Source organism: Bradyrhizobium guangdongense, assembly GCF_006483445.1.
Taxonomy (GTDB): Bacteria; Pseudomonadota; Alphaproteobacteria; order Rhizobiales; family Xanthobacteraceae; genus Bradyrhizobium; species Bradyrhizobium guangdongense_A.
Genome location: NZ_PPPT01000021.1, coordinates 62,637 through 88,922 on the forward strand (window position 1 = coordinate 62,637; position 26,286 = coordinate 88,922).

A 26,286-nucleotide genomic window follows, 5' to 3' on the forward strand; every position below is an offset into this window, starting at 1 on the left:
GCCGACCCTCGCGGCGCGCCTCTGGCGCCCCCTGTCATTTGAATAGACTGGAACCAAAGATGCCATTGCTTGAAGTGAAAGACCTGAAAGTCCGTGTTGAGGAGCGCGAGATTCTCCACGGGCTGACGCTGACCGTGAACGAGGGTGAGGTGCACGCGATCATGGGGCCGAACGGCTCCGGCAAGTCGACGCTCTCGCACGTCATCGCCGGCAAGCCCGGCTATGAGGTCACCGACGGCCAGATCCTGTTCAGGGGCGAGGACCTCCTGGAGATGTCGCCGGACGAGCGCGCCGCCAAGGGCGTGTTCCTGGCGTTCCAGTATCCGGTCGAGATTCCCGGCGTCGCCACCATGACCTTCCTGCGCACCGCGCTGAACGCGCAACGCAAGGCGCGGGGCGAGAGCGAATATTCGACACCGGATTTTCTCAAGAAAGTCCGCGAAGTCTCGAAATCGCTGAACATTCCGCAGGACATGCTCAAGCGCGGCGTCAATGTCGGCTTCTCCGGCGGCGAGAAGAAGCGCAACGAGGTGCTGCAGATGGCGCTGTTCGAGCCGAGCCTGTGTATCCTCGATGAGATGGATTCCGGCCTCGACATCGATGCGCTGCGCATTGCGGCCGACGGCGTCAACGCGCTGCGTTCACCCAAGCGCGCGATGGTCGTCATCACCCACTATCAGCGGCTGCTCAACTACATCGTGCCCGACGTCGTGCACGTGATGTCGAAGGGCCGCGTCGTGAAGAGCGGCGGCAAGGATCTGGCGCTGGAGCTGGAAGCCTCCGGCTACGCCCAGTTCGAGGACGCGGCGTAAGGGAATTTGAGGGATGAACGTTGCTTTGGCCAAGACCGGGAGCGGCCGCGCGGTGAGCGATCTCTTCGCCAGCGCCGAAGGCCTGCTGCCGGGTTCGCCCGCGATCAAGGCGGCGCGCCGCCAGGCCTTTGAGACCTATGAACGTCTCGGCCTGCCGCATCGTCGGATCGAGGAATGGAAATACACCGACCTGCGCGCGCTGGTCGGCGAGGTGCTGCCGCTGGCGGCGAGCCCCGATGCTGGTGCGCTGTCGAAGGCGGCCGATGCGGTGAAAGCCCATGCCATTGCGGGCGCCCGCAAGCTGGTGCTGGTGGATGGCGTGTTCGCCGCCGATCTGTCCGACGTGAAGGCGATCGCCGCCGAGGCCAGCGTCAAAACGCTGCGCGAGACGCTGGAAAAGGATGCCGGCGATATCCTCACAACCAGCTCGACCGATGCCGTGATCTCGCTGAACGCGGCGCTGGCGACCGACGGCGTGGTGCTTGAGATCGCCGACGGCGCGCAATTGTCCGCGCCGATCCAGATCATCCATGTCGCGACTGCGGCTTCCGCCTCGGCCTACAGCCGTTCGCGGGTGCGGATCGGGAAGGGCGCTCGTGCCACCTTCATCGAAAGCTTCGTTGCGGCCGGCGCTAAAGCCTACCAGGTCAACGACGCCGTTATCGTCGAGATCGGCGACAACGCTGATGTCGCGCATATCCGCCTGATGGACGACGCGCCCGATGCGGTGAACATCACCTCGCAGTTCGTCACGGTCGGCGCCGACACCAAGCTGAACTTCTTCAACATGACGACCGGCGGCGCGGTCAGCCGTCTCCAGGGCTTTATCAAACTGGCGGGCGAGGGCAGCGAGCTCTCCATCAACGGCGTGAACCTGCTCAAGAAGACCGAGCATGGCGATCTGACGCTGGTCGTCGACCACGCCGTCCCCAACTGCACCAGCCGCGAGATCTTCCGCGCCGTGATCGACGATCGCGCCCATTCGGTGTTCCAGGGCCGCATCATCGTGCGTCCCGATGCGCAGAAGACCGACGGCAAGATGATGACCCGGGCGCTGCTGCTCTCTGACGAAGCCGAGGCCGACAACAAGCCCGAGCTCGAGATCTTTGCCGACGATGTCTCCTGCGGCCACGGCGCCACCGCCGGCGCGCTGGATGACACGCTGCTGTTTTATCTGCGTGCCCGCGGCCTGCCCGAGAAGGACGCCCAGGCGCTGCTGATCCAGGCCTTCGTTGGTGAAGCGATCGAGCAGATCGCCGATGACGATCTGCGCGAGCATGTGGTCGGCATGGCCGAACGCTGGCTGGAGCGCCGGTCATGAGCACGCATCCCGCAGTCAAGAACGGCGCCTACGACGTCGCGCGCGTGCGCCAGGACTTTCCGGCGCTCGCCATGCAGGTCTATGGCAAGCCGCTGGTCTATCTCGACAACGCAGCGTCGGCGCAGAAGCCTCTCGCCGTGCTCGACCGCATGACGCAGGCCTATACGAGCGAATACGCCAACGTGCATCGTGGCCTGCACTACCTCGCCAATGCCGCGACCGAAGCCTATGAGGGCGGCCGCACCAAGGTGGCACAGTTCCTCAATGCCCACCGCACCGAGGAGATCATCTTCACCCGCAATGCGACCGAGGCGATCAACCTGGTCGCGTCGTCCTGGGGCGAGCCGAACATCAAGGCTGGTGACGAGATCATCATCTCGATCATGGAGCACCATTCCAACATCGTGCCCTGGCACTTCCTCAGGGAACGCCACGGTGCCGTGATCAAATGGGCGCCGGTCGACGACGAAGGCAACTTTTTGATCGACGAGTTCGAGAAGCTCTTGAGCGCGAAGACCAAGCTGGTCGCGATCACGCAGATGTCGAACGCGCTCGGCACCATCGTGCCCGTCAAGGACGTCGTGAAGCTCGCCCATGCCCGCGGCATTCCCGTGCTGGTCGACGGCAGCCAGGGCGCCGTGCATCTCAATATCGACGTGCAGGACATCGACTGCGATTTCTATGTTTGCACTGGTCACAAGCTTTACGGCCCGACCGGCATCGGCGTGCTCTATGCCAAGTACGACCACCTCGTCGCGATGCGCCCCTACAATGGCGGCGGCGAGATGATCCGCGAGGTCTCCCAGAACGTCGTCACCTATGGCGATCCTCCGCACAAGTTCGAGGCTGGTACGCCGGCGATCGTCGAAGCTGTGGGGCTTGGTGCCGCCATCGATTACGTCAATTCGATCGGCAAGGAGCGCATCGCCGCACACGAGCACGATCTGCTGACTTACGCCCAGGACCGCCTGCGCGAGGTCAACTCGCTGCGGCTGATCGGCACCGCCCGGGGCAAGGGCCCGGTGATCTCCTTCGAGATGAAGGGGGCGCACGCCCATGACGTCGCCACCGTGATCGACCGCCAGGGCATCGCGGTGCGCGCCGGGACCCATTGCGTGATGCCGCTTTTAGAGCGGTTCAACGTCACCGCGACGTGCCGGGCGTCGTTCGGCATGTATAATACACGGGAAGAAGTGGACCATCTGGCACAGGCGCTGCTGAAAGCGCGGGATTTGTTCGCATGAGTGACACGGCCGAAATCAAAGCCAATCCGATGGAGACTCATTCGGCGCTGCCGCCGGAGGAGACCGAGCGTCTGTCGCGCGAGATCATCGCAGGGCTCAAGACGGTGTTCGATCCGGAAATTCCGGCCGACATCTACGAGCTCGGCCTGATCTACCGGGTCGAGATCAAGGACGATCGCTCCGTGGACGTGCAGATGACACTGACGACGCCGAACTGCCCGGCCGCCGGCGAATTGCCGACCATGGTCGAGAACGCGGTCGCCAGCGTCCCCGGCGTCGGCGTGGTCGACGTCAAGGTGGTCTGGGAGCCGGCTTGGACGCCGGAACGCATGAGTGACGAGGCCCGCCTCGTGCTCAACATGTGGTGAGTGTGGGTGAGGCAGGCGTTGCACTGAACTTGCTGGATTGAATTTCACATCCGAACGGACCACATAACCAATATGACCCAGGTAACATCAGCTCCCGTCAAGCCGAAGCGGCCCCGCCCGCAGGTCATGCGTCTCACAGACGCAGCGGCTGAGCGCATCAGTGAGCTGACCAAGCGCGCGGACTCCGAGATCGTCGGCCTGCGCGTCGGCGTGAAGAACGGCGGCTGCGCCGGCCAGTCCTACACGGTCGAATATGCCCACGACATCCGCCCGACCGACGAGGTCGTCGAGGACAAGGGCGTCAAGATCCTGGTCGATCCCAAGGCCGTGCTGTTCCTGCTCGGCACCGAGATGGACTACAAGACCGACAAGATGTCGGCCCAGTTCGTCTTCAACAACCCCAACCAGATTTCGGCTTGCGGCTGCGGCGAGTCCGTGGAGTTGAAGCCGGCCAAGGTTGACGGCTAGACCGTCTCTCGCCAAACACTCCGCTGTCGTCCTGGCGAACGCCAGGACCCATACCGCGTGACCTCTCGTGGCGGGGGGATGGCAGTACCAATCAATCTTACGACTCTAAGTCTTCGCAAAACTCCTCCCTGTGGTAATGGGTCCTGGCGTTCGCCAGGACGACCTTGCGGAGAGAGTTTGCCATGGACCGCGAATTCCTGATCGATCTGTTCGCCGATTTCGGCCCCGTCACCATCCGAAAAATGTTCTCCGGCCACGGCATCTCCGCCGACGGCACCAATTTCGCGCTGTCGCTGCGCGCGGGCCTCTACTTCCGTGCCGACGAGGTGACGATCCCGAGCTTCGAGGCCGAGGGTTCAAAGCCGTTCCAGTACCAGACCCGCGCCAAGACGGTGACCGTCAATTCCTACTGGCAATTGCCGGCACGGCTGTTCGACGATTCCGAGGAGCTTGCGCAATGGGCGAGGGCGGCGCTCGCCGCGGCCCAGCGCGCCAAGGTGAAAAAGCGGCCGAAGAAAGCGAAGAAGGTTGTCCCGAAGAAGCAATCCGCCAAGAAGCGGCCGGTCAAGAAAACGGTTCGTAGGGTGGGCAAAGCGAAGCCATAGCTCGAAGAGCGAGGCATCGCGTGCCCACCATCTTTCCACGATTGCCGCAGACGCGGTGGGCACGCTTCCGTCTCGCTCTTCGAGCGATGCCGGAATTTTTGCCCACCCTACGGCACTTCAGTCCGCGGCCTTGGTCAGGCCGACCCGCATATCCTTCGCCGTGAAGACGCAAGTGCCGTCGGCAAGCACACGGCCATCGGCAATTCCAAGCACCAGCTTGCCGCGCCGGACCATACGCATGGCAACCTCGTAGCGCACGGAGCGCGTCTGTGGGGTCACGGCTCCCGTCACCTCGACCTCGCCGACGCCGATAGCGCGGCCCTTGCCCGGTGAGCCCGACCACCCCAGCCAGTAGCCGACCATCTGCCACATCGCGTCCAGGCCGAGACTTCCCGGCATCATCGCATCGCCGCGATAGTGGCAGTCGAAGAACCAATGCTCCGGCGCAATATCCAGCTCGCCGATGATGTGGCCCTTGCCGAAATCGTCGCCGTCCAAGCTGATCTCGGTGATGCGGTCCATCATCAGCATGGGCGGCGCCGGCAATTGCGCATTGCCTGGGCCGAAGTAACCGCCTTCGCTCGATCTCAGCAGTTCGTCCTTGGTGTAGGACGGCTGCGGCTTGTGAAAATCGTGTGGGTTGGGCACGACGACAAGACCCTCGCGCGCGGTATGGCGCGATGAGGATGTCGGTCGTCTCAGGGTGATGTCAAGGGTGCGAGTGGCGGCTCGCGCCTCACGCCACCTGGCTGCGCGTCTCGCTGACGTATTCCGGATCGACTTCGCAGATCACGCGATTGCGGCCGTTGCGCTTCGCTGCATAGAGGCAGGCATCGGCGCGCTCGATCAGTGAATAGGTGTCGTCGCCCTGCTTGAGCATGGAGACGCCGACCGAGATGGTGACGCGGCCGAGAATCTCGCCGGTCGACTTCTTCTTCAATTCCTTCGCCATGACGGCGCGGCGGATGTGATCGGCGACCGTGAGCGCCTGGCGTAGCGCGGTGTTGGGCAGCACGACAGCGAATTCCTCGCCGCCATAGCGCGCGGTGATGTCCTGGCCCTTGATCGTCTGCTTCAGTGACAGGCCGACGAGCCGCAGCACCTGGTCGCCGGTGAGGTGGCCGTAGGAATCGTTGAACGATTTGAAATGGTCGATGTCGAACAGCAGCAGCGACAGCGGCTCGCCGCTGGCGAGCGCGTTCTGCACGGCCATGCCGATCATGCGGTCGAAATACTTGCGGTTGCCGAGCCCCGTGAGCGGATCGGTCAGGCTCTCGGCGCGGATCGCTTCGAGGCTCTGCTGGAGATTGCTGATCTCGCTCTTGGACAGCGTCAGCCGGTCCTCCAGCGCCTTGTTGGTCTCGCGCATCTCGTGCGTCGACTTGATCAGCGTCTCGACGATCGCCTTGACCTGCTCGGCGCCTTTGGCAGAGGACAGTTTTTTCGTGGCGCCCGACAGGCTCGCATCGTAGACGGCCGACATGCCGAGCGCTTCGCCCAGCAGCTTCATCACGTCGTCGATCTCGCCGATGACGCGCGCGCCGACCTTGTCGATGCGGTCGGTGGTCTTGATGTGGGAGAGATAGGTCTCGTAGATCTGCTCGAGATCGGCCTCGGTCAACTTGCCGTGGCGCGCCAGCGTCTCGTTGATGATCTTGTTGAGGGGGGCATTATATCCGGTCGCGTAGACGTACCAGATCTCGTAGTTGCGGGGAATCGCCGTTTGCCGGAGTGAGCGAATCTGGCCAAGGGCCACTTCGGCAAACGCCATCGTGCGTTCGTGTTCGTCGAGCGCCTTGACCACAGAACATTCCCCACAGCGATCGGTTTCACCCGATCGCAGCAATGCTTAAATTATGGTCTCAGACTAGAGGACGAGTGTGAACGACCCGTAAATTTACGGCCAGCGGCCGTTCACATATCACGCACCTGCGGGAGTGCGAACGGGTCGCAGCAGGAACGCGGGGAGGTGGGAGTGATCGCCGGGCTCGGTGTCGGCCGGACGCTGCGCGCGACGCGGCTCGGGACGGCCGATCGACGGCACGTTTGACGTATCGGCCTGCGGACGCGCGCGCTTGCGCGCATCGGAAGCATGCCGGTGCTCGTGGCTGCGCTGTTCGCGCGGCTCATGATTGCGCTCACGCGATTCCTGATGGCGCTCGCGCGGCTCCTGGCTTCGTTCACGCGGTTGCTCACGCGCTTCCTGGCTGCGCGCTTCACGCGGCTCGTGGGTGCGCTCGCGCGCCTCCTGATTGCGCTCGCGCGCCTCTTGGCCGCGCTCGCGATCGTGTCCGCGCGGTGATCTGCCGCGGCCGCCACGGGAGCGCTCCCGGCCGCCACGCCCTTCGCGCGGACGTTCGGATGCATCAGCACCTTCGCTGCGGATGTCGTAATCGCCTTCGGCGCGCGGAATGGTTTGGCCGATCAGCTTTTCGATGGCCGCCATCGACTTCTGGTCGAGCGGCGTCACCATCGAGATCGCGGTGCCGGTGCGGCCCGCGCGTCCCGTACGGCCGACGCGATGGACGTAGTCGTCGGGATGGTGGGGAACGTCGAAATTGAAGACGTGGCTGACCTCGGGAATGTCGAGGCCGCGGGCGGCGACGTCGGAGGCGACCAGCAGCGGAAGCTCGCCCTTGCGGAACTGCTCCAGCGCCGCCATGCGGGCCGGCTGATCCATGTCGCCGTGCAATGCGCCGACGCTGAAACCGTGCTTCTGCAGCGATTTGTGAACGATGGCGACTTCGCGCTTGCGATTGCAGAAGATGATCGCGTTCTTGAGATCCTTGGCCTCGCGCAGCAGGCGGCGGAGCAGTTCGCGCTTCTCGTGCGCCTCGCGCCCGGCGGGCACCTGGGACTGCGTGACGGTTACGGCGGTCGTCGCGGGCTTGGAGACTTCGACCTTCTGCGGGTTGTGCAGGAAGGTTTCGGTGATGCGCCGGATTTCCGGCGGCATGGTCGCGGTGAAGAACAGGGTCTGCCGCGTGAAGGGGACGAGCTTGCAGATGCGCTCGATGTCGGGGATGAAGCCCATGTCCAGCATGCGGTCGGCTTCGTCGATGACGAGCAGCTCGACGCCGGTGAGCAGCAGGCCGCCGCGCTCGGTGTGGTCGAGCAGGCGGCCGGGTGTTGCGATCAGCACATCGACGCCGCGCGTCAGCTTGGCGTCCTGGTCGCCGAACGAAACGCCGCCGATCAGCAGCGCGACGTTGAGCTTCTGGCCGGCGCCGTAGCGGTCAAAGTTCTCTTTGACTTGCGCTGCGAGCTCGCGGGTCGGCTCGAGGATCAGGGTGCGCGGCATGCGTGCCCGGGCGCGACCCTTTTCGAGGATGGTGAGCATCGGCAGCACGAAGGCCGCGGTCTTGCCGGTGCCGGTCTGGGCGATGCCGAGGACGTCCTTGCGGGCAAGGACGTGAGGGATCGCCTGTTCCTGGATGGGGGTGGGGGTGGTGTAACCTGTGGCCGCGACTGCGGCGAGGACTTTTTCGGATAGTCCGAGATTGGAAAAGGACATTGAGCCTCTGGTCGAAACCGCCGTTCGGAATCGAGGGTAATTAAGGCTGTCGCGTTCCACCCCGAAACGGCGCGCTCTCAAAGAAGCTGGGGGTGCTGACTCACGCGAACAAAGCGCCAAGCTCAGGAATCGCTTTTCGATACCGAGCCGCGTCGACCCGGAACATAGGGTGGAATCGGCCAAAGTCAATGGAGCAGCCGCGGGAAGGTCCTAAAAACCCTAAGGTTTTTGCTCAAATTGCGGGCGAGGCTGAGCTTTTCGGGCCTGGAATGGCTCTAGGCCGAGGCCGCCTGCTGGTTCCGGAAATCGCCCGGCGCCATGCCGAAAGCGGAGTTGAAGGCCCGGTAGAAGGTCGCCAGGCTCTCGAAGCCGGAGGCAAAAGCGATGTCGGCAATCAGCCGCTCAGGCGCATCGACCAGCAGTCGGCGGCTGTGGGTGAGGCGGGCCTCGGTCACGGTCTGGGAGAAGCTCCGCTCCGCCATTTCGAACAGCATGTGCATGTGGCGGACGGAGACGCCGAGCAGGTCCGCCACCATGGCGGGCGACAGTTCGGGGTTGGCCATGTGGCGCCCGATCAGCCGCCGCGCCAACGACAGCCGTCCGACCCGCAGTGCGTGCTGTCCGCGGCGGCTGTTGCGGTTGACGACGCCGCGCTCGATCAGCGCCAGTTGCGCCAGGGCCTGAACCTGCGGCGTGGCGTGATCCCCGGCGGCGGTGCCTTCGACGAGATCTGTGAAGCAGGACGTCACGAGCGGCGCCAGCGTGCCATCCGCAAAGGTCTTCGCGGTGAGGCCGCGCAATTGGCGCGCCGGCGCAGGCACGTGCGCTGCAGGGATCTTCAGGATGCGCAGGTGAAAGCCGGCATTGCCAAGCGGCGCGGTGCGGTAGGGCAGGTCGGTATAGCTCGTCGCGAAGCTGCCGCTGTCGATGGCAAAATCATCGCCGGGCAGGCCGCCGAACCAGCCGCCGCCGCCGAGCTGCTGATAGACGCAGATGCTGTCGCCCGGTGCGTCGGCAATGTCCGCCTCGCTCCGCTCGACGCGGTATGGGGAGGCCCGCAACTCGACGAGACCGGCATCCCCGACCTTGCGCAGTGAGAACTCGCCGAAGAAGTCCGCGCGCTGCTCGCGTTCAAGTTCAGCCGTGACGCCAAACAGTCCCTTGGAGCGCACCTCACGCCAATAGTCGAAGCGGTTCTGCGGTTCGACTTCGTCTGTACACCAGGAGTACACGGAAAACCTCGATGAGACAGGTATTGGCCAAACAGAGAGCAGATTCCAGCCGAACCCGCTAGTTAACATCATGCGGCAGGGTGACCCGGTCAACTCCTGGGGCGGTTTTTGAACCGCCGATATGCCTCGGCCGACTATCCATCAGCGGCGGCAGGAACCGCAAACCTCTCCTGCAACGGGATAACCTTCGATGATGCGACCGCTTTTCAGAATCCTGGCGTCACTCGGCGTTGCCGCGGGCCTGCTGTCGTCAGCGGTCCCCGCAGAGGCCGCAAAGCGCGTGGCCCTCGTCATCGGGAACAATGACTACCGGAACGTGCCAAAGCTGCTGAAGGCGGTGAACGACGCCCGCACCATGGGCGATACGCTGCGCCAGCTCGGCTTTGCCGTGATGGTCGCCGAGAACCAGAGCCGGCAAGCATTCTCCGAGACGCTGCTCGCCTTCGACAAGGCGATCGAGCCCGGCGACACCGCGTTCTTTTTCTACGCCGGCCACGGCTTCGAGATCGCGGGCCAGAACTACCTGCTGCCGACCGACGTGCCGGCGGCGACTGAAGGTCAGGAGGAGCTGGTGCGCGATTCCTCCATCCTCGCCGACCGCATCGTCGAGCGCTTGCAGAACAAGAAGGCGCGCACCTCGATCCTGGTGTTCGATGCCTGCCGCAACAATCCGTTCGAGCGTTCCGGCACGCGCGCGGTCGCCGGTAGCGGCGGACTTGCGCCGATGGTGCAACTGCCAGAAGGTGTGTTCTCGGTATTTTCGGCAGGTCCGCGCCAGACCGCGCTCGATCGTCTCTCCAACGACGACGCCAATCCCAATTCGGTGTTCACGCGCACCTTCGCCAAGGAGCTGCTGCAGCCCGGCATCAACCTCGTGCAGGTGGCGCAGCACACCCGCCGGACGGTCAGCGAACTGGCCGACACCGTGAAGCACAAGCAGGTGCCTGTCTATTTCGACCAGATGGTCGACGACGTGTTCTTGACCGGGACGGCCAAGCCGGCATCTGACAAGGTTGCATCGGATTCGTCGGCGCCGAATCCCAACGCGCGGCCGGCCGATGCACCGATGAAGGTCGCAGCCCTGCCGCCGGTTGCGCCGTTGAAGGTGCCGAAGGAAGAATCCCTCAATGCGCCGATCGCGATGTTCTCGCGCCACAATGGCGGCTGGACCGTCGTGTTCTCGATCGCCGACCCCACGCTCGGCATCTCCTGGCGCATGGGCGAGAGCGGGGACTTCCGCGAGACCGGTTTCCTCGACACACTGGATTCGCGCACGCGCAAGCGCATGCCCAATCCCTCGATCGAGCTTCCCTCCGACGCGCCGGCCGCCACAATCCAGGTGCGCTATGTCGACGCCTCCGGCGAGATGCAGGGGCCGTTCCCGATCAAGTTCGACCCCGAAGCCGCGCTGATCCGCGACCAGCGCAAGATCCTCGACATGACCGCCAATAGCTGGCTGTCGTTCCGCCAGTTCAACGGGCTGCTGGTCTACTACACCCATCTGGTGTCGTATCGGTGCGCGATCCGCGAGGTGAAGATCGGCATCGACAGCGCGGTTCCCAACCAGGTCCTCGCCATGCCGCCCTGCGACATGCGCGACCCGACCGCGGTCTCCGCTGGCATGCCGCTCTACGCGAAGCTCAACCCGGCGACGCAGTTCATCTCGGTCGAGCTGACCTACCGCGACGGCAGCGTCTCCGAGATCAAGAGCTTTCGCACGGCGAACCGCAGCAATAATTGATCTCGTGCCGTTGCGCGGGGATGACGGATCGACTGTGCTGCGCGCTGCATAAACTCGCGCTACAATCCCGGCCGAAGATCAATCCAAAGGCCGGATCATGGATGCAACCTCCCCAGGACAGCCTTTAAGTCGCGCCAAAAGAGTCCGCTGTTGCATCGTCGGCGGCGGGCCCGCCGGCATGATGCTCGGCTATCTCCTGGGACGCGCCGGCGTCGACGTCGTGGTGCTGGAGAAGCACGCCGACTTCTTCCGCGACTTTCGCGGCGACACCGTGCATCCCTCGACGCTTCAGGTGATGGACGAGCTCGGCCTGATCGACGGTTTCCTCAAGCTGCCGCATCAACGCCTGCAGAAGATGGACGGCATGTTCGGCGGCACACCCGTGCGGATCGCCGATCTCGCCCGGCTCGACACGAAATACCCTTTTATAGCCTTCATGCCGCAATGGGATTTTCTGAATTTTCTGCGCGAGGCCGGCCAGCGCTTTACCTCGCTCAAGGTCATGATGAGCACGGAGGCGACCGACCTGATCCGCCGCGGTGACGCGATCGCCGGCGTGCGTGCCAATACGCCAGATGGTCCCATCGACATCGAAGCCGATCTGACCATCGCCTGCGACGGTCGTCATTCGACGGTGCGCGCGCGGGCAGGCCTCGTCGTCGAGGAGATCGGCGCGCCGATGGACGTGCTGTGGTTTCGCGCTGCCCGCAAGGCCAATGAGACCGAGAACGTGTTTGCCCGCGTCGAACCGGGCAAGATGATGATCACCTTCGATCGCGGCGACTATTGGCAATGCGCTTACGTCATCGCCAAGGGACAGTTTGAGTCAGTCAAGGCGAGGGGGCTTCAGGCGCTGCTCGACGACATCGTCCGCATGGCGCCGATCCTCAAGACCGGAATTGCCGACGTCAAGAGCTGGGACGACGTCAAGCTGCTGACCGTTGCGATCAATCGCCTCGCGCGCTGGACGCGGCCGGGGCTGTTGTGCATCGGCGACGCCGCGCATGCGATGTCGCCGGTCGGCGGTGTCGGCGTCAATCTCGCCGTGCAGGATGCGGTGGCGACGGCCAATCTGCTGGCGGCCAAGATAAGGATCGGCTGTCCGTCCGAGGAGGAGCTCGACGCCGTGCGCCGGCGCCGAGAATTCCCCGTGAAGATGACGCAGCGCATGCAGATCGTCGTGCAGAACAACATCATCAGCGGCGCGCTTGCCTCAGGCAATCAACCGCTGAAGGTTCCGCTTGTCGTGCGGCTGCTCACGGCGCTACCCTGGCTGCAGGGAATTCCCGCGCGCTTCATCGCACTTGGCGTGCGGCCGGAACACGTGCATTCCCCGGTCGTCAAGGCGATGTGAGAGTTCGGCAGTGCGAGCGCGATCGACCGGCCGAGAGAGCAGGCAAGGATGTGAGGGGCGTCGGTGGGATATATCATCGAATGGATTTTGGAAGGACAGTCGGCGCCATATCGCGAGACCTTTGCCGACGCACCTAGCGCTTGGGATGCCATCAGTCACTTCCAGCGCGATGGTTACTGGGACTGCAAGATAACCGATCTCGATGGCAGACCTGTAAGCGACGCAGAGTTCTATGAAGCTTTGCTCCCGTACCGGCGCAAATAGGAGGAGGCTCATGCGCGCACCCCAGCCGCAATTTGGTAAGGATAACGGCGCGTTAAAGTGCGCGCCGATCGTTGCCTGCGTGCAACAGCGCATGGGGATTCGAAGCGCGCCGCGCGTCGATCCCGCGGCTTAACTTTGTTGATTCAAATTTGAGTAAGAACTGTCTGTGAGCGTGCGCCCATCAAAGAAACGGGGTGTACCATGCGTTCCAAGTTGATTGCCGCCTTCGCCTGCACGACCGCGCTCGTCGCGAGCGGTGCTGCTTCCGCCGCCGACCTTGGCGCGCGGCCCTACACGAAGGCGCCGATCTACGCCGAGCCGCTTTTCAACTGGACAGGCTTCTATGTCGGCGGTCATGTCGGCGGCGCCTGGACCAATCAGCAGTGGATCAACAGCGCCAACACCACGGCGTTCGGCGATCTCGCGCCGGGGCAGGGCTTTCGTCAGCGCGGCGCGGGCGTCCTGGGCGGCGCGCAGATCGGCTACAACTGGCAGGCCAGCCAGTTCGTGTTCGGTCTTGAAGGCACCATTTCCGGCCTGAGCAATTCCGGCACCGTCAACAACACGGTGTTCGGTGTCGGTCTCGACGACCAGTTTAGCTGGCGCACCAACGTGCTCGCGACGATCGTCGGCCGCGCCGGCGTCGCCGTGAACAACAACCTGTTCTACGCCAAGGGCGGCTACGCCGGTGCGAACAACCGTCTCTCCGTCGTCGACAACGTCGCTAACCCGTCAACCGGCTCGGGCGGTCAGACGCACTGGGCCAATGGCTGGACCGTCGGCGCCGGCTGGGAATACGGCATCACCCCGAACTGGATCGTCGGCCTCGAATACAACTACGCGTCCTTCACGAGCCAGAGCTATCAGCTCGCGGGCACCGCGGCCGGCACCTACACGTTCGACGCAAAGCCCCGCGACATGCAGTGGGCCGTGGTTCGCGCGAGCTACAAGTTCGGCAACCCCGTCGTCGCGCGCTACTGATATTTTCGAAGCTGCCGATATTCTCGAAGAAGTCTGGTCACTGCCAACAACTGAAGGCCCCGGCATCGTCCGGGGCCTTTTCTTTGTCGGTGTGGATCCTCACGCCATCACGGAAAATCCGCCATCGACCGGGATCGCGGTGCCCGTGACGAAGTTCGAGGCCGGCGAGGCCAGGAACACCGCAATGCCGGCGAAATCGTCGATGTGGCCCCAGCGGCCGGCGGGCGTGCGCGCGAGGACGCGCTCGTGCAGGCCCGTGACCTCCTTGCGCGCCCCGCGGGTGAGGTCGGTGTCGATCCAGCCCGGCAAAATGGCGTTGACCTGGATGTTGTCGGGCGCCCAGGCATTGGCGCAGGCGCGGGTGTACTGCACGATGCCGCCCTTGCTTGCCGCATAGGCGGTGGCGAAGCTCGCGCCGAAGATCGACATCATCGAGCCGATATTGATCACCTTGCCGTTGCCCGACGCCTTCAGCGCCGGATAGGCCAGCTTCGAACACACGAAGGCGCTGGTGAGGTTGGTATCGATCACCTTGTTCCACTCGTCGAGCTCGAGCTCGTGCGGCGGCTTGCGGATGCTCATGCCGGCGTTGTTGATGAGGATGTCGATACGGCCGAGTTCCTTCACGACGCGATCCACCATCGCGGCGACCGCCGCCTTGTCGGTGACGTCGGTGGTCACCGCGATCGCCTTGACACCGCGCTGCCTGAGGTCCGCCACAGCCGCTGCCGATTTGGCTTCATTGCGCCCGACCACGGCGATATCGGCACCGGCGTCGGCGAGCCCGTGGGCCATGCCGAGCCCGATGCCGCCATTGCCGCCGGTGACGACCGCAACCTTGCCGCGGAGATCGAATGGACTGGATGTCATGCTGTCATTCCTTTTCTTAAGTCGTTGCTTGCCAGATCAGCACCAGTCCGAAACCGGCCATGGCGGCGCCATAGCCGGCCCATTGCAGTTGCGCGATCATGAAGCTCGATCGAGGCCAGGGAAACGTCCCCGTGCCTTGTCCGATCCAGAGCAAGCCGATGGCGAGCGCGAACAAGCCTGCGATCAGCAGAAATCTGCGCATGTGTCCCTCCCATGGTCTGCTTTGTCGCGGTGCAGCATCGCCACGCCTTCGTGGCTGGCCGTGTCGCGAAAACCTGGAGCGCAGACTAGCCGTAGCTTCGGTTTGGATACAATGGCCGGGGAAGCAGGAGCGTGCTCACGTCGATGCGAAAGACCGTCTTGCGCGCCGTGTTGGTCGGTGGGCTGGCTGGCGCGCTGATCCTGGCCTATGCGGCCGTGCCGCGCCGGGCCGATCTGCGCGCCTTCGATCCCGCCGGCATGGCGCGGCTCGAGACAGCGATGTGGCGCGACTATTACGACAAGCGCTATGGCGCGCTGTTCTACCACCTCTATGAATCGACGCGGACCCAGTTCGGCTTCTCGCCGCTCAGGAGCCTGCACATCGCGTTTGCCGCGGCCAATGCCGCGCAGTTATTCCAGCCGACACGATCGCGTGCTGAAGCCGATGCGGCCTTGCCGCCGCTGATCGTCTATTACTGGGATCTCGCGTCCGCTGCGCCAGTGGGTTTCGACGTCGAGGAGGCCGCGCGCCTCGAACTCGACTGGTGGCAGGCCCGACGCGAGGCGATCGCTCCGCAGACCTATGGGCTGACCATCGCGCGCGTCACTTCGCTGACCTATGGCAAGAGCGCCGATGATGAAGGCATCAAGCAGTTCGGCACGCTGCGCGCGGAGGCCATGGCGCTTCGCGATGCAAGGGGCTCTGCGATTACCGACGCCGATTGGGCCGACATCGAGGCAATGCTCGGCAAGGCCTATCAGGCGCTGAAGGAGAGTGTCCGCAACCGAGCCTCATAACGAAAAAGCCCCGGACGATGCCGGGGCTTTTGACGTTTGAGATCGAGGTCGGATCAGTACTTCGCGACGACCGGACCGCCCCAGTTGAAGCGATAAACCAGCTCGGTCTTCGCCGTGTAGACGATCGGCTTACGCGAGTCGGTATCGAGGCCGCCGTTCAGGAGGCCCGGACCTGCGCAGATCGAACCAGCCGTGGCGCAGAACGGGACCGAGTCCTTGCGGTTGTACCAGGCTGCGCGGCCTTCGGTCTTGATGAAGAGACCCGGCAGCCAATCGAACGCGTATTCCACACCAGACCCGAGGAAGAGGCCATCAAATGTCTGGCCCGGCAGCGCAACGCCGGTCACCGTCGAAGGCAGGAAGGCGGTGTTGAAGTTCTGCTGCTTGAAGTGGGCTTGCGTGTAACCGCCGCTGAAGTAGGTCAGGAAGTTCGGGTTCACGACGTAACCGACGCGGCCGCCGACGGCCCAGCTCCAGTCGTTGGTCAGCCGGCCGATCGCGGCGTCGCCGACGCCAAAGATGCGGGCCATGCCGTCGCCCTTGATGTCGGACCAAGTGCCGTCAGCGAAGGCGCCAACCACCCAGCGGTTCGAGAATTGGTAATCGCAACCGCCGCCCACCGTGGCCAGCCAACCGTCACCGCCCGCTGTTGCGTTGTCGATGGTGGCGACGCCAGCAACCCGCTCGTCATGATTGACGCGGAACAGTCCGTAGCCGCCGCCGCCGCTGATCCAGCAACCGGTCCACGAGGCCGCGGGAGCCGGCGGGGGAGCCTTGGCATAGGTGCGCGGAGCCATATCAGCGGCAAAAGCCGATCCGGTCATCGCCGCAGCCGCGGTCAAAGCGAGCAAAATCTTTTTCATATCGAAATCCCCAACCTTGGTTCGTCTATGGCGCGAGCGCACCGATTCCGTGTCAACTGATGCCCAGATCATAGACGGTCTCGGCGGAAATGCTGTTGCCGGGCGGGCACAGTGAGCGGAAAACGCTCCGCAGTTGTACGGAGGACACACTTTCCCGCGCCCCGCGGTGGGACGGCATTATGATTTGATTTCAATGGATTAGACGGGGCGACCTGCTTTCGGCGCCGCCGCCCTGTCTCACACGTCCAGCATTTCTTCGCTGGCGAACTCGGCCTTGTCCGAAATGAAGGCAAAGCGTGCCTCGGCCTTGGTGCCCATCAACCGCTCCACCGAATCGGCCGTGGTGTCACGGTCATCGGCGAGCAGCACCACCTTCAGCAGCGTGCGCCGCGCCGGGTCCATGGTAGTTTCCTTCAATTGCGCCGGCATCATCTCGCCGAGGCCTTTGAAGCGGTTCACCTCGACCTTGGCGTTGGCATTGAACTCGCTCTTGATCAGCGCCTCCTTGTGCGCGTCGTCGCGGGCGTAGACCGATTTGGAGCCGTGGGTGAGCTTGTAGAGCGGCGGCACCGCCAGGAAGAGGTGACCCTGGTCGATCAGCGGCCGCATCTGCTGATAAAAGAAGGTGATCAGCAACGAAGCGATGTGGGCGCCGTCGACGTCAGCGTCGGTCATGATGATGATGCGCTGGTAGCGCAGATCCTCTTCGCGATACTGCGCGAGCATGCCGCACCCAATCGCCTGCACAAGATCGCTGAGCTGGGCGTTCGCCGCCAGCTTGTCCTTGCCGGCGGAGGCGACGTTGAGGATCTTGCCGCGCAGGGGCAGCACGGCCTGGGTCTTGCGATCGCGCGCCTGTTTTGCGCTGCCGCCTGCCGAGTCACCCTCCACGATGAAGAGTTCTGAGCCTTCGGTGCCGGCGTCGCTGCAGTCGGCGAGCTTGCCGGGCAGGCGGAGTTTTTTGCCCGCGGTTTTCCGCGCGGTTTCCTTTTCCTGGCGTCGGCGCAGGCGCTCTTCGGCGCGATCGACCACGAAATCGAGCAGCCGGTTCGCCATGTTCGGATTGCCGGACAGCCAATGGTCGAACGGATCCTTCATCGCCTGCTCGACAATGCGCTGCGCTTCGGCAGTGGCGAGGCGGTCCTTGGTCTGGCCCTGGAATTCAGGCTCGCGCACGAACACAGAGAGCATCACGGCCGCGCCCACCATCACGTCCTCAGACGTGACGGAGGCCGCGCGCTTGCCCTGGCCGACACGCTCGGCGTGATCCTTCAGGCCGCGCAGCAGCGCGCTGCGCAGGCCGGATTCATGGGTGCCGCCATCGGGCGTCGGCACGGTGTTGGTGTAGGAAGACAGGAAGCCGTCGGCATCCGCGGTCCACGCCACGGCCCATTCGCAGGCGCCATGCGCGCCGTTGCGGCCCGACTTGCCGGAGAAGATGTCGGGATGCACCAGCGTGTCGGCGTGGATCGCGGCGGCCAGATAATCCTTCAGGCCGCCAGGGAAGTGGAAGGTCGCTTCCGCCGGCACGTCCTCGACGCCCTTGAGAAGCTCGGGCGCGCAATTCCAGCGGATCTCGACGCCGCCGAACAGATAGGCCTTGGAGCGCGTCATCTTGAACAGACGCTGCGGCTTGAACGCGGCCTTGGCGCCGAAGATGTCGGTATCGGGCTTGAAGCGTACGCGCGTGCCGCGGCGGTTGTTGATCTTGCCGAGATCCTCGAGCTTGCCCTTGGGATGGCCGCGCTCGAAGGTCATGCGATAGAGTTTTTGGCTGCGCGCGACCTCGACCTCGAGCAATGAGGAGAGGGCGTTCACGACGGAGATGCCGACGCCATGCAGGCCGCCCGAGGTCTCGTACACCTTGCTGTCGAACTTGCCGCCTGAATGCAGCGTGCACATGATGACTTCGAGCGCCGACTTCTTTGGAAACTTCGGGTGCGGATCAATCGGAATGCCGCGGCCGTTGTCGGTGACGGTGAGGAACCCGTCCGCGCTGAGTTCCACCCCGATGAAGGTCGCATGCCCCGCCAGCGCCTCGTCCATCGAGTTGTCGATCACTTCGGCAAAGAGGTGATGCAGCGCCTTCTCGTCGGTGCCGCCGATATACATCCCGGGACGGCGGCGCACCGGTTCCAGACCCTCGAGTACCTCGATGTCGGCAGCCGTGTAGTCGGCCTCGCCGCCGGTTCCACGCGAGGCTACTTTGACCGGCGCGCGCGGCTTCGGCTCCGCCCCCTCGAAAAGGTCGGTGTCTTTTGATTTTGCAGGTTTTTTCAATGGTTTGGACATTTATCTTGATGTAGCTGGAGCAGCGCCGCGGCGGCGAATCGATTGGGCCGACTATGCCATGGATGGGCTGAAAAGGTGACCGTCGCGGGCCGGAGAGGCGCGTCGTTGCCGGTCAATCCCGGCGATTTTACGCACAATGGGTCCAATATCCCGGCAATGTGACGCTGTGGCCGGGGCGAAGCCGCCCGTTGCCGGGCTTTGTGACTTGAAGTCACGCAAGGGGCTGGCTTACCAGTTTTGGTCGGTTGACCAAGACAAGCGGTCGACGACGCGGCGGGGGCTGCGGTTCGGACACATTGCGGGGCAGGGAAGGCTTTTTCGCAGATGGAGCAGTATGCGCACGCGCTGGCTGAATTCGTGCGCGAGCATCAGGCCTGGGCGGCACCGATTGTGTTCCTGCTGGCATTCGGTGAATCGCTCGCCTTCATTTCGCTGCTCATCCCGGCCTGGGGTGCGCTCGTTGCGATCGGCGCGCTGATCGGCGTCAGCGGCATCAGCTTCTATCCGATCTGGATCGCCGGCGGCATTGGCGCCGCGCTCGGCGACTGGGTCTCCTACTGGTTCGGCTTCCGCTACAAGGAGCACGTCGCGCAGATGTGGCCGCTCTCGCGCTATCCGGAGCTATTGCCGCGCGGCGAGGCCTTCGTCAGAAGCTGGGGCGTACCGAGCATCTTCATCGGCCGCTTCTTCGGCCCCTTGCGCGCCTCGGTGCCGCTCGCCGCCGGCATTTTCGAGATGCCCTATTGGAGCTTTCAGACCGCCAATTTCATCTCGGCGCTGGTGTGGTCGGCAGCGCTGCTCTTGTTCGGCGACGTCATGGCCAAGATCATGGAATGGATCTGGCGCCTGTTCTGACCGGGCAGGCACGCTGCCCGGTCAGAGCCTGCAGAGCTTCTACAGCGACGCGTTCCAGATCGACGGGATCCAGCGATAACCATTGCCGTCCTTCTCGACGCGTACGAGGCCGGGGAAGGCGGCGTGAAAAGCCTGGATCGGCATCTTCTCGGCGATTGCCATGTCGTAGAGCTTGCGCCGCGTCGCTTGTGCCAGCGGCTTGTCGACGTCGGAGGCGATGTTCCACTCTGGATGCTTGACGAACAGGAACGCCGCGCCGGCGGTGATGTCGACCTGCACCAGCACCTTCTCCGAGCCGGACGCGACCACGAACGAGTTGTGACCCGGTGTATGACCGGGGCTCGCGACTGAGGTGATGCCCGGCGCGACCTCCTTGCCGCTCTCATATTGTGTCACCTTGCGGCCGAGCGCGTCGAACACGCGGCGGATGTTCTTGAAGTTGTTTTCGAGGATGGGATTGCCCATTCCCTTGCTCATCTCGCCGTCGTCCATCCAGAACTTCCATTCCACCGCCGGCACCATGATCTCGGCATTGGGGAAGGCCGGCTTGTTCTCGGCCGCGAGTAACCCGTTGATGTGGTCGCCGTGGAAGTGCGAGATGATGACGGTGTCGACCGCCGCGCGGTCGATGCTGGCCGCCGCAAGGTTGTTGTGGAACTGGCCGACCTTGCCCTTGGTCTGCACGAACTGGTCCGGTCCCAGGCCAGTGTCGATCACGACGAGTTTCGGCCCGGTATTGACGACGACCGGGTTGAAGGTGTGCGTGACCTTGTCGGTCGGCAGATGGTTCTCTGCAAAGATCTTGTTGATCTCGTCCTTGGTGGCGCCGGCCGCATAATTGTCGGCGAGGTTGACGGTGGCGACGCCGTCGCAGACCACCGTGACCTGATGGGTGCCGACATTGTAGCGGTAGAAGCTCGCATTCTGCTTCTCGGCCAGGGGCGCGGCGGCGTAAGCGGGCGGCACCTTCGCGAAGGGCAAATCCGTGAAAGGCAGGAGCGCCGAGGCGGCGGCGCCGGCTAGCGTGGCACGACGGGTGATCTCGGTCATGGCGGGGTCCTGAGACGTTGTTGCGCTGAAGGCACGGACTGGAGCTTTGGCGGCGTCAGTCCCTCTCCGGAACCCCCTTTGCGAAAGGAAATTCCGCTGCAACCTCCAATTTAGCCCGCATCTTGCGGAAGACCATGCTGCTGTCGTGTCGCAGCAATTTTGGCTTGACCGCGGAACCCGCCGGCGTTATAGCCGCGCGCCATGATCAACGCCGCGACCATTTTGTTCGCCCGTCGCCGCCGCCGCAGTTTTGCGGTTTGGGCGGTCGATCGCGTTTGAGATCATCGTCTTTGCCGCTGGACTCGATCCGCGGCATTCTCTCTCCTGTCAGCGCGATCTGATCCGGCGGCCCCCAACAGGAGGCCGAGCAGGAGACCACGATGTACACGCCACCCTTTTTCAAGCAGGACCGCGCCGCGAGCCTCGCCTTTGCCGAGGCACGCGGTTTCGGCACCTTCTGCGCCTTCGACGGCAACAAGCCGGCCGCCTCCGCGCTGCCGTTCTATCTGACCTATGCCGCCGACGGCACGCCGCAGGCCGCCTTTCATGTCGCCCGTCACAATCCGCTGGTAAAGCTGGCGGACGGCGCGACCTCCTGGCTGCTCGCGGTCAACGGTCCGGATGCCTATGTCTCGCCGGACTGGTACGTCTCGCCCGATCAGGTGCCGACCTGGCTCTATCAGGCGGTGCATCTGAGCGGATCGGTGCGTGCGTTGTCGGACGATGAGCTGACGGTGCAGATCGACACGCTCAGCGCCAAGTTCGAGGACCGGCTGTTACCGAAAAAGCCCTGGACGTCGGCGAAGATGACGGCCGGGCGGCTGCAAGCCCTGAAGAAGGGGATCGTGGCCCTGCTCATGACGGTGGAAGAAGTCGAAGGAAGCTTCAAGTTCAGCCAGCACAAATCCGAGGCCGATTACGCCGAAATCGCCGGCGCGCTGGCGTCGCAGACTGATCCCGGCTCGCAGGCGATTGCGGGCCTGATGCGGCAGGCGCGGCCCGACGCGTTTGCAGGTGAAACCAACAAGCTCGAAAGGAGCGTACCATGAGCCTCACCGACACCAAGCAGGCGCCCACCGCCGGGGCCACGACAAAGCCCTCAGTGTTCGTCGATGGCGGCTCCGGCACCACCGGGCTCGGCATCAACGAGCGGCTGCGGCTCTCGAACGACGTCGTGGTCAAGACGATCCCCGACGACAAGCGCAAGGATCCCGCGGCAAAGAAGGCGCTGATGGCGGAGGTCGATCTCGTGATCCTCTGCCTGCCGGACGATGCGGCGAAAGAAACCGTCGCGCTGATCGACAGCATGGGCGCTGCGGGTCCAAAGGTGCTGGACGCCTCGACCGCGTACCGTGTCGCGCCCGACTGGGCCTATGGTTTTGCCGAGCTCGCGCCCGACCAGGCCGACAAGATCAAGGCCGCGAAAAAGGTCTCCAATCCCGGCTGCTATCCGACCGGCGCGATCGCGCTGCTGCGGCCGATCGTCGATGCCGGCTTGTTGCCGCCGGACTATCCCGTCACTGTCAATGCGGTGAGCGGCTATTCGGGTGGCGGCAAGTCGATGATCGCGAGCTTTGAGGATGGCAGCGCGCCGTCCTTCGAGCTCTACGGCCTCGGCTTCGAGCACAAGCATCTGCCGGAGATGCAGCTCTATTCGAAGCTGACCCGGCGGCCCATCTTCATTCCCTCCGTCGGCAATTACCGGCAGGGCATGCTGGTCTCGGTACCGCTCCAACTCGACGCGCTGCCGGGCAAGCCCAGCGGCGCCGATCTGCAGGCCGCGCTCGCCAAGCACTACGCGGGATCGAAATACGTCTCGGTGATGCCGCTCCAGAACGAGGCGAGCAAGACCGGCCGACTCGAGCCGGAAGCGCTCAACGAGACGAATCAGCTCGAGCTCTACGTCTTCGCCAGTGACAAGTACCACCAGGCAGTGCTGGTCGCGCGGCTCGACAATCTCGGCAAGGGTGCATCGGGTGCTGCCGTGCAGAACATGCATCTTATGCTGGGGCTGCCGGAGAAGTAGGGCTGTGTCGTGCCCCGGACGCAGCGCAGCGCATCTTCAGCGCTGCGCTGCTGAGCCGGGGCCCAGTCAGGTCGCCAAGGAGTTCAGTTCCTCTGTCAGATCACGCCAAGTTGGGTTGAGCTTCTCGATCAGCGTCAGCTTCCAGGCGCGCCGCCAACGCTTTAACGAATGCTCGCGGGCCCGTGCTTCGAGGATGGATTCGTACGTTTCGAAATAGACTAGCAAGGTCACCCCGTATTGCCGGGTGAACCCGGGGATGAGCTTCGCCTTATGTTCGGCAATTCGCCGGACGAGATCGTTGGTGACGCCGACATAGAGCGTCCCGTTTCGCTTGCTCGCTAGGATGTAGACGAAGAAGCATGTCTGCATGGAACTGTCGTCGGCTGCCCCTTACCGCCTAAAGTTGCAGATTTCGGCGGTGCTGCCAACGCTTTCTGGGTCCCGGCTCAGCGGCGCGTCACTTCGTGCCGCACCGCGTCCGGGACACGATATCTGTCTTTGATCCGATCCTGTAGGGTGGGCAAAGGTGCAAAGCGCCGTGCCCACCGCTTCTGCAGAAGCACACGCGGTGGGCACGCTTCCGCTTTGCCCACCCTACGAAGCCAGGCTCCTGTGCGGATGATGTCAGCCGAACGCAATCTTCAAACCCTGCTGCAACACATGCAGCCCGAGATGCAGGACGGCGTCTTTGTCTTCGCCACGTTACCTGATGACGAAAAGATCGCCGACACGATCAACCCGCTGCTGACCTTCCGCGAGCGCGAGGGCACGACGCTCGTCCTCCGGCGCGATGACGCCGACAGCATCGGCCTGTCCTGGCAATTCGCCTCGCGCCTGATCACGCTGAACGTCCATTCCGCGCTCGACGCGGTCGGCTTCCTCGCGGCGGTCACGGCGCGGCTGGCGGATGCCGGCATCAGCGTCAATGCCGTGTCGGCGTTCCATCACGATCATCTGTTCGTGCCGGTCGAGAAGGCCGATGAGGCGCTCGCGCTCCTGCGGGACATGTCGTGCCGGGCAGGGTCGTAGCCCGGGTGAGCGCAGCGATACCCGGGTCAAGCGTCCCGCATGTCGCTTGCGCTCATGCGGGCTACGCGTCCCGCATCACGTCGACGAAAACATCTCGACGAACGCCCTGATCGTGCCGGACACCTTGTCCTCGGAGACGTGCCAGGCCGCACCGTCGTCGGCGGCGTAGAAATCGCTGGCATTCGAGCCTGCCCATCGGAACACCTCGAACGATGGCCAGTAGAAGATGTCGGAAATATCCGAGTTGTTCACGACTTCATGGGCGACCAGCCGCATGGTGCTCTTGGACAGGCAATCGGCCTGGACCACCGACTCGAATTCGAACGAGGCCTGCAGCGGCACCGGAGAGACCGTGACGACGATCTTGATGCCGGGGGCGGTCTGCCGGATAAAGTCGATGAGATAGCGGACGTTGTCGACGTTCTCCTGCACGCTCGTCGTCCGGAACAGATATTTCTCTGCCAGCGCCCTGGAATTCAGTGCCGACGGCCGCGGCAGGACGAACGCGCCGGTTGCCCTGTCGAAGAAGGCGGGCGCAACGCCCAGCGTCAGGATGAAGACATCGCTCTTCCTGATGGCCTCGAGCGTGGTTTCCTTGCTCCAGCCCGGCGGCAGCAGCTCGACGAACCTGCGCAGGATGCCGTCGTCGATCGGAGCGTCGCGCAGCCAGTCGACGAACACCTTGTTGGCGTAGGTCGAATTGACGTATTCCGAGATCTCCATGTGCTGGCTGGCGTAGCCATTGTCGCTCAGGTTCTTCGACAGGTTCCTGGCGAAGCACGATCCCATGGTGAAGAAGCGGGTCGTCTTCGCGATGAATTTCGGCGCGCCGTTCAGGTTCACGGCGATGTGGTTGCGGATCAGCTTGCCGAGATCGCCGGTGAAGTCGGTGGTTTCAGGGTAACGGCCGACCTTCCTCGCGTCGGCCGCCCCGGACGACTTTCCGGTTTGCGACTTTGCGGACCGCAGCGTCTCCCAGTTTGCCTCGGTGCCGAAGCGCGCAGGGTCCAGCGCAATCGCCTTTTCGAGGCTCGTGATCGCCTCCTCGAAGGCATTGCACCGGACCAGAACTTCGCTCAGATGAAAATAGTCGTCGGCGCGGTTCGACGCGCGCGCCAGCTTGCGAAACAGATCGATGGCCCTGACATTGGGCCCGATATTGCTGCACCTGAGCGCCGCGCCCCGGATCAGGTTGAGATTGTCTTCCGTCGGATTGTTGAAGATGTCGGGGTGATCGTCCAGGATCGACAGCAGCAGGTCGCGCGCCTCGGCGTGCTTCTTGTGGGTGCCGTCCTCGATCAGATGCGCGTAGATGAAGCGCGCGTTGACGTCCTTGCTGTCGAGCTGAAGCAGCTTCCGAAACGTCAGTTGGGCGCTGATGTAGTCCTTGTCCTCGATGTATTTGTTGCCGAGGTCCCTGAGCTGACCGGTCACGGCCTCAAACTGGGTGGGAGCGGCGGGTTTTGTGGTCTTGGACAAGATGCACCCTTGATTTTCCGACGGCAGATACAGCCAGGCACAGACGCAGGTACACGCACGGGTACGAAGACGAGCCGCGCAACGGGCAGCGAACGCGCCCGTTGGCAGGCCGCCAAGTGGCGTTGATTCGTCTTAAGGGAATCTTAACCGAGATGCCCGGGGAATTGCGGGCTGCATCCGGCTCCCTTTAAGTGCCACGCGTCAAGCGTTCCACTGCCGTCAAGTCCTTCGGCAGCAGCGCCTTGAACAGCGCGAGCGTCCGGCGGGCCTCGGCAGGCGGCAGCGCGATTGCCTGGCGGACCGCGGCTGCGATCAGCACCATCGTCAGCTCGGCGAAACTCGAGAGCGCCACGGCCGGCGCCTTCGGCGCGACGCGCTGCAGGGCCTCGCGGAGCAGGCCGGCGAGGTAGGCGACATCGTCCTGGTCGATCCTTTGCAGGGCGCGGTCGGCCTGCGTGGCCTGCCAGATGTGGTGCATGGTCGGGTGCTCCTGGAACATCCTGACATAGCCGTCGGTGATCCGGCACAGGGCTGGGTGGAGGTCTCCGAGCTTTTTCATCTCGGTGAGGTCGCGCCGCACGCAGTCGCGCCCGATCGCATTGTAGCGCTCGGCCAGCGTTTTGATGATCGCGCTCTTGTCGGGAAAATATTGGTAGAGCGAGCCGAACGCGATGCCGGTGCGTTCGACGATATCGCTCATCCGGAACGCGTCGCTGCCCTTTTCGCTGATCAATTCGGCCGCGCAGGCGAGGATGCGGTCGAAACGCTCGCGGCTGCGCTCCTGGGTCGGAACCAGCGCCGCCCGGCCCGCAGGCGCAGCCTTCTTGTTCACGCGTCGTCCCGCCATCGGCTCCTCGCCCAAAAAGAGTTGACGGCAAGAATACGAGAGTTTATCGCTTTTATCAAATGCGAGAAACTA

Annotated in this window: 26 protein-coding genes; 14 read left to right on the forward strand and 12 right to left on the reverse strand. The window is 63.8% G+C overall.

The genetic code is table 11. The features are described 5' to 3' along the window. Positions 1-59 precede the first annotated feature (59 nt). The 6 genes from sufC to C2U70_RS03490 all read left to right on the forward strand — a co-directional run bounded on the left by sufC (position 60) and on the right by C2U70_RS03490 (position 4,818). Positions 60-812: a Fe-S cluster assembly ATPase SufC gene (gene sufC / locus C2U70_RS03460; RefSeq protein WP_140976464.1), complete on the forward strand. Its 753-nt coding sequence runs from the start codon at positions 60-62 to the stop codon at positions 810-812. A 13-nt stretch (positions 813-825) separates the two neighbouring features. After that, complete coding sequence (gene sufD, locus C2U70_RS03465; protein ID WP_140976465.1) at positions 826-2,133, forward strand: Fe-S cluster assembly protein SufD; 1,308 nt, start codon at positions 826-828, stop codon at positions 2,131-2,133. Further along, positions 2,130-3,377, forward strand: coding sequence for a cysteine desulfurase (locus C2U70_RS03470; protein ID WP_140976466.1), 1,248 nt, complete (start codon positions 2,130-2,132; stop codon positions 3,375-3,377). The genes sufD and C2U70_RS03470 overlap by 4 nt, the downstream gene beginning before the upstream one ends. Next, a complete protein-coding gene (locus tag C2U70_RS03475) occupies positions 3,374-3,745 on the forward strand; it encodes an SUF system Fe-S cluster assembly protein (RefSeq protein WP_140976467.1) in 372 nt (123 codons plus the stop codon). The genes C2U70_RS03470 and C2U70_RS03475 overlap by 4 nt, the downstream gene beginning before the upstream one ends. 72 nt (positions 3,746-3,817) lie before the next feature. Then, positions 3,818-4,213 carry a HesB/IscA family protein gene (locus C2U70_RS03480; RefSeq protein WP_140976468.1) on the forward strand — a complete coding sequence of 132 codons (396 nt, stop codon included), beginning with the start codon at positions 3,818-3,820 and terminating at the stop codon, positions 4,211-4,213. 182 nt (positions 4,214-4,395) lie between these two features. Beyond that, the gene (locus C2U70_RS03490; protein ID WP_140976469.1) at positions 4,396-4,818 is read left to right on the forward strand and encodes a TfoX/Sxy family protein; all 423 of its coding nucleotides are present in this window, start codon (positions 4,396-4,398) and stop codon (positions 4,816-4,818) included. Positions 4,819-4,935: 117 nt separating this feature from the next. Here C2U70_RS03490 and fabA read toward each other — a convergent pair whose 3' ends face one another. The 4 genes from fabA to C2U70_RS03510 form a co-directional block, all read right to left on the reverse strand. Next, the gene (gene fabA, locus C2U70_RS03495) at positions 4,936-5,466 is read right to left on the reverse strand and encodes a bifunctional 3-hydroxydecanoyl-ACP dehydratase/trans-2-decenoyl-ACP isomerase (RefSeq protein WP_140976470.1); all 531 of its coding nucleotides are present in this window, start codon (positions 5,464-5,466) and stop codon (positions 4,936-4,938) included. Between the two features lie 88 nt (positions 5,467-5,554). Then, positions 5,555-6,622 carry a GGDEF domain-containing protein gene (locus C2U70_RS03500; protein WP_140976471.1) on the reverse strand — a complete coding sequence of 356 codons (1,068 nt, stop codon included), beginning with the start codon at positions 6,620-6,622 and terminating at the stop codon, positions 5,555-5,557. A 117-nt stretch (positions 6,623-6,739) separates the two neighbouring features. Next, positions 6,740-8,332 carry a DEAD/DEAH box helicase gene (locus C2U70_RS03505; protein WP_140976472.1) on the reverse strand — a complete coding sequence of 531 codons (1,593 nt, stop codon included), beginning with the start codon at positions 8,330-8,332 and terminating at the stop codon, positions 6,740-6,742. A gap of 275 nt (positions 8,333-8,607) precedes the next feature. Beyond that, the gene (locus C2U70_RS03510) at positions 8,608-9,564 is read right to left on the reverse strand and encodes an AraC family transcriptional regulator (RefSeq protein ID WP_140976473.1); all 957 of its coding nucleotides are present in this window, start codon (positions 9,562-9,564) and stop codon (positions 8,608-8,610) included. 190 nt (positions 9,565-9,754) lie between these two features. On the opposite strand from C2U70_RS03510, the gene C2U70_RS03515 reads away from it, so the two are divergent. The 3 genes from C2U70_RS03515 to C2U70_RS03525 all read left to right on the forward strand — a co-directional run bounded on the left by C2U70_RS03515 (position 9,755) and on the right by C2U70_RS03525 (position 13,904). Then, the gene (locus C2U70_RS03515) at positions 9,755-11,305 is read left to right on the forward strand and encodes a caspase family protein (RefSeq protein WP_140976474.1); all 1,551 of its coding nucleotides are present in this window, start codon (positions 9,755-9,757) and stop codon (positions 11,303-11,305) included. Positions 11,306-11,402: 97 nt separating this feature from the next. Further along, a complete protein-coding gene (locus C2U70_RS03520; protein ID WP_140976475.1) occupies positions 11,403-12,659 on the forward strand; it encodes an FAD-dependent oxidoreductase in 1,257 nt (418 codons plus the stop codon). A 465-nt stretch (positions 12,660-13,124) separates the two neighbouring features. Next, positions 13,125-13,904: an outer membrane protein gene (locus C2U70_RS03525; protein ID WP_140976476.1), complete on the forward strand. Its 780-nt coding sequence runs from the start codon at positions 13,125-13,127 to the stop codon at positions 13,902-13,904. A 99-nt stretch (positions 13,905-14,003) separates the two neighbouring features. On the opposite strand, the gene C2U70_RS03530 is transcribed toward C2U70_RS03525, so the two are convergent. Both C2U70_RS03530 and C2U70_RS03535 read right to left on the reverse strand, forming a co-directional pair. Next, entirely contained in the window at positions 14,004-14,774 is a 771-nt protein-coding gene (locus tag C2U70_RS03530) for an SDR family NAD(P)-dependent oxidoreductase (RefSeq protein WP_140976477.1), read from the reverse strand. Positions 14,775-14,790: 16 nt separating this feature from the next. Continuing rightward, entirely contained in the window at positions 14,791-14,976 is a 186-nt protein-coding gene (locus C2U70_RS03535; RefSeq protein WP_140976478.1) for a hypothetical protein, read from the reverse strand. A gap of 143 nt (positions 14,977-15,119) precedes the next feature. Here C2U70_RS03535 and C2U70_RS03540 point away from each other — a divergent pair, with 143 nt between their 5' ends. Next, the gene (locus C2U70_RS03540; protein WP_140976479.1) at positions 15,120-15,773 is read left to right on the forward strand and encodes a hypothetical protein; all 654 of its coding nucleotides are present in this window, start codon (positions 15,120-15,122) and stop codon (positions 15,771-15,773) included. A gap of 53 nt (positions 15,774-15,826) precedes the next feature. Here C2U70_RS03540 and C2U70_RS03545 read toward each other — a convergent pair whose 3' ends face one another. Further along, entirely contained in the window at positions 15,827-16,636 is an 810-nt protein-coding gene (locus C2U70_RS03545; RefSeq protein WP_140976480.1) for an outer membrane protein, read from the reverse strand. 237 nt (positions 16,637-16,873) lie between these two features. Then, complete coding sequence (gene parE, locus C2U70_RS03550) at positions 16,874-18,928, reverse strand: DNA topoisomerase IV subunit B (protein ID WP_140976481.1); 2,055 nt, start codon at positions 18,926-18,928, stop codon at positions 16,874-16,876. A gap of 324 nt (positions 18,929-19,252) precedes the next feature. Between parE and C2U70_RS03555 the strand changes: the two genes are divergently transcribed. Beyond that, on the forward strand, positions 19,253-19,783 hold the full coding sequence (locus C2U70_RS03555) for a DedA family protein (protein WP_140976482.1): 531 nt from the start codon (positions 19,253-19,255) through the stop codon (positions 19,781-19,783). 39 nt (positions 19,784-19,822) lie between these two features. Here the strand turns inward: C2U70_RS03555 and C2U70_RS03560 are convergent, their stop codons facing one another. Further along, positions 19,823-20,833 (reverse strand): MBL fold metallo-hydrolase, encoded by a 1,011-nt coding sequence (locus C2U70_RS03560; protein WP_140976483.1) that lies wholly within the window; start codon positions 20,831-20,833, stop codon positions 19,823-19,825. 380 nt (positions 20,834-21,213) lie between these two features. On the opposite strand from C2U70_RS03560, the gene C2U70_RS03565 reads away from it, so the two are divergent. After that, positions 21,214-21,882 (forward strand): FMN-binding negative transcriptional regulator, encoded by a 669-nt coding sequence (locus tag C2U70_RS03565; protein WP_140976484.1) that lies wholly within the window; start codon positions 21,214-21,216, stop codon positions 21,880-21,882. Then, positions 21,879-22,859: an N-acetyl-gamma-glutamyl-phosphate reductase gene (gene argC / locus C2U70_RS03570; RefSeq protein ID WP_140976485.1), complete on the forward strand. Its 981-nt coding sequence runs from the start codon at positions 21,879-21,881 to the stop codon at positions 22,857-22,859. The genes C2U70_RS03565 and argC overlap by 4 nt, the downstream gene beginning before the upstream one ends. Positions 22,860-22,925: 66 nt before the next feature. Here the strand turns inward: argC and C2U70_RS03575 are convergent, their stop codons facing one another. Then, positions 22,926-23,228: a GIY-YIG nuclease family protein gene (locus C2U70_RS03575; protein ID WP_140976486.1), complete on the reverse strand. Its 303-nt coding sequence runs from the start codon at positions 23,226-23,228 to the stop codon at positions 22,926-22,928. Between the two features lie 252 nt (positions 23,229-23,480). On the opposite strand from C2U70_RS03575, the gene C2U70_RS03580 reads away from it, so the two are divergent. Continuing rightward, on the forward strand, positions 23,481-23,888 hold the full coding sequence (locus tag C2U70_RS03580; RefSeq protein ID WP_140976517.1) for an ACT domain-containing protein: 408 nt from the start codon (positions 23,481-23,483) through the stop codon (positions 23,886-23,888). A gap of 75 nt (positions 23,889-23,963) precedes the next feature. Here C2U70_RS03580 and C2U70_RS03585 read toward each other — a convergent pair whose 3' ends face one another. Next, positions 23,964-25,367 carry a GSCFA domain-containing protein gene (locus C2U70_RS03585; RefSeq protein ID WP_140976487.1) on the reverse strand — a complete coding sequence of 468 codons (1,404 nt, stop codon included), beginning with the start codon at positions 25,365-25,367 and terminating at the stop codon, positions 23,964-23,966. A gap of 187 nt (positions 25,368-25,554) precedes the next feature. After that, positions 25,555-26,214 carry a TetR/AcrR family transcriptional regulator gene (locus C2U70_RS03590; RefSeq protein WP_140976488.1) on the reverse strand — a complete coding sequence of 220 codons (660 nt, stop codon included), beginning with the start codon at positions 26,212-26,214 and terminating at the stop codon, positions 25,555-25,557. Positions 26,215-26,286: the final 72 nt, after the last annotated feature.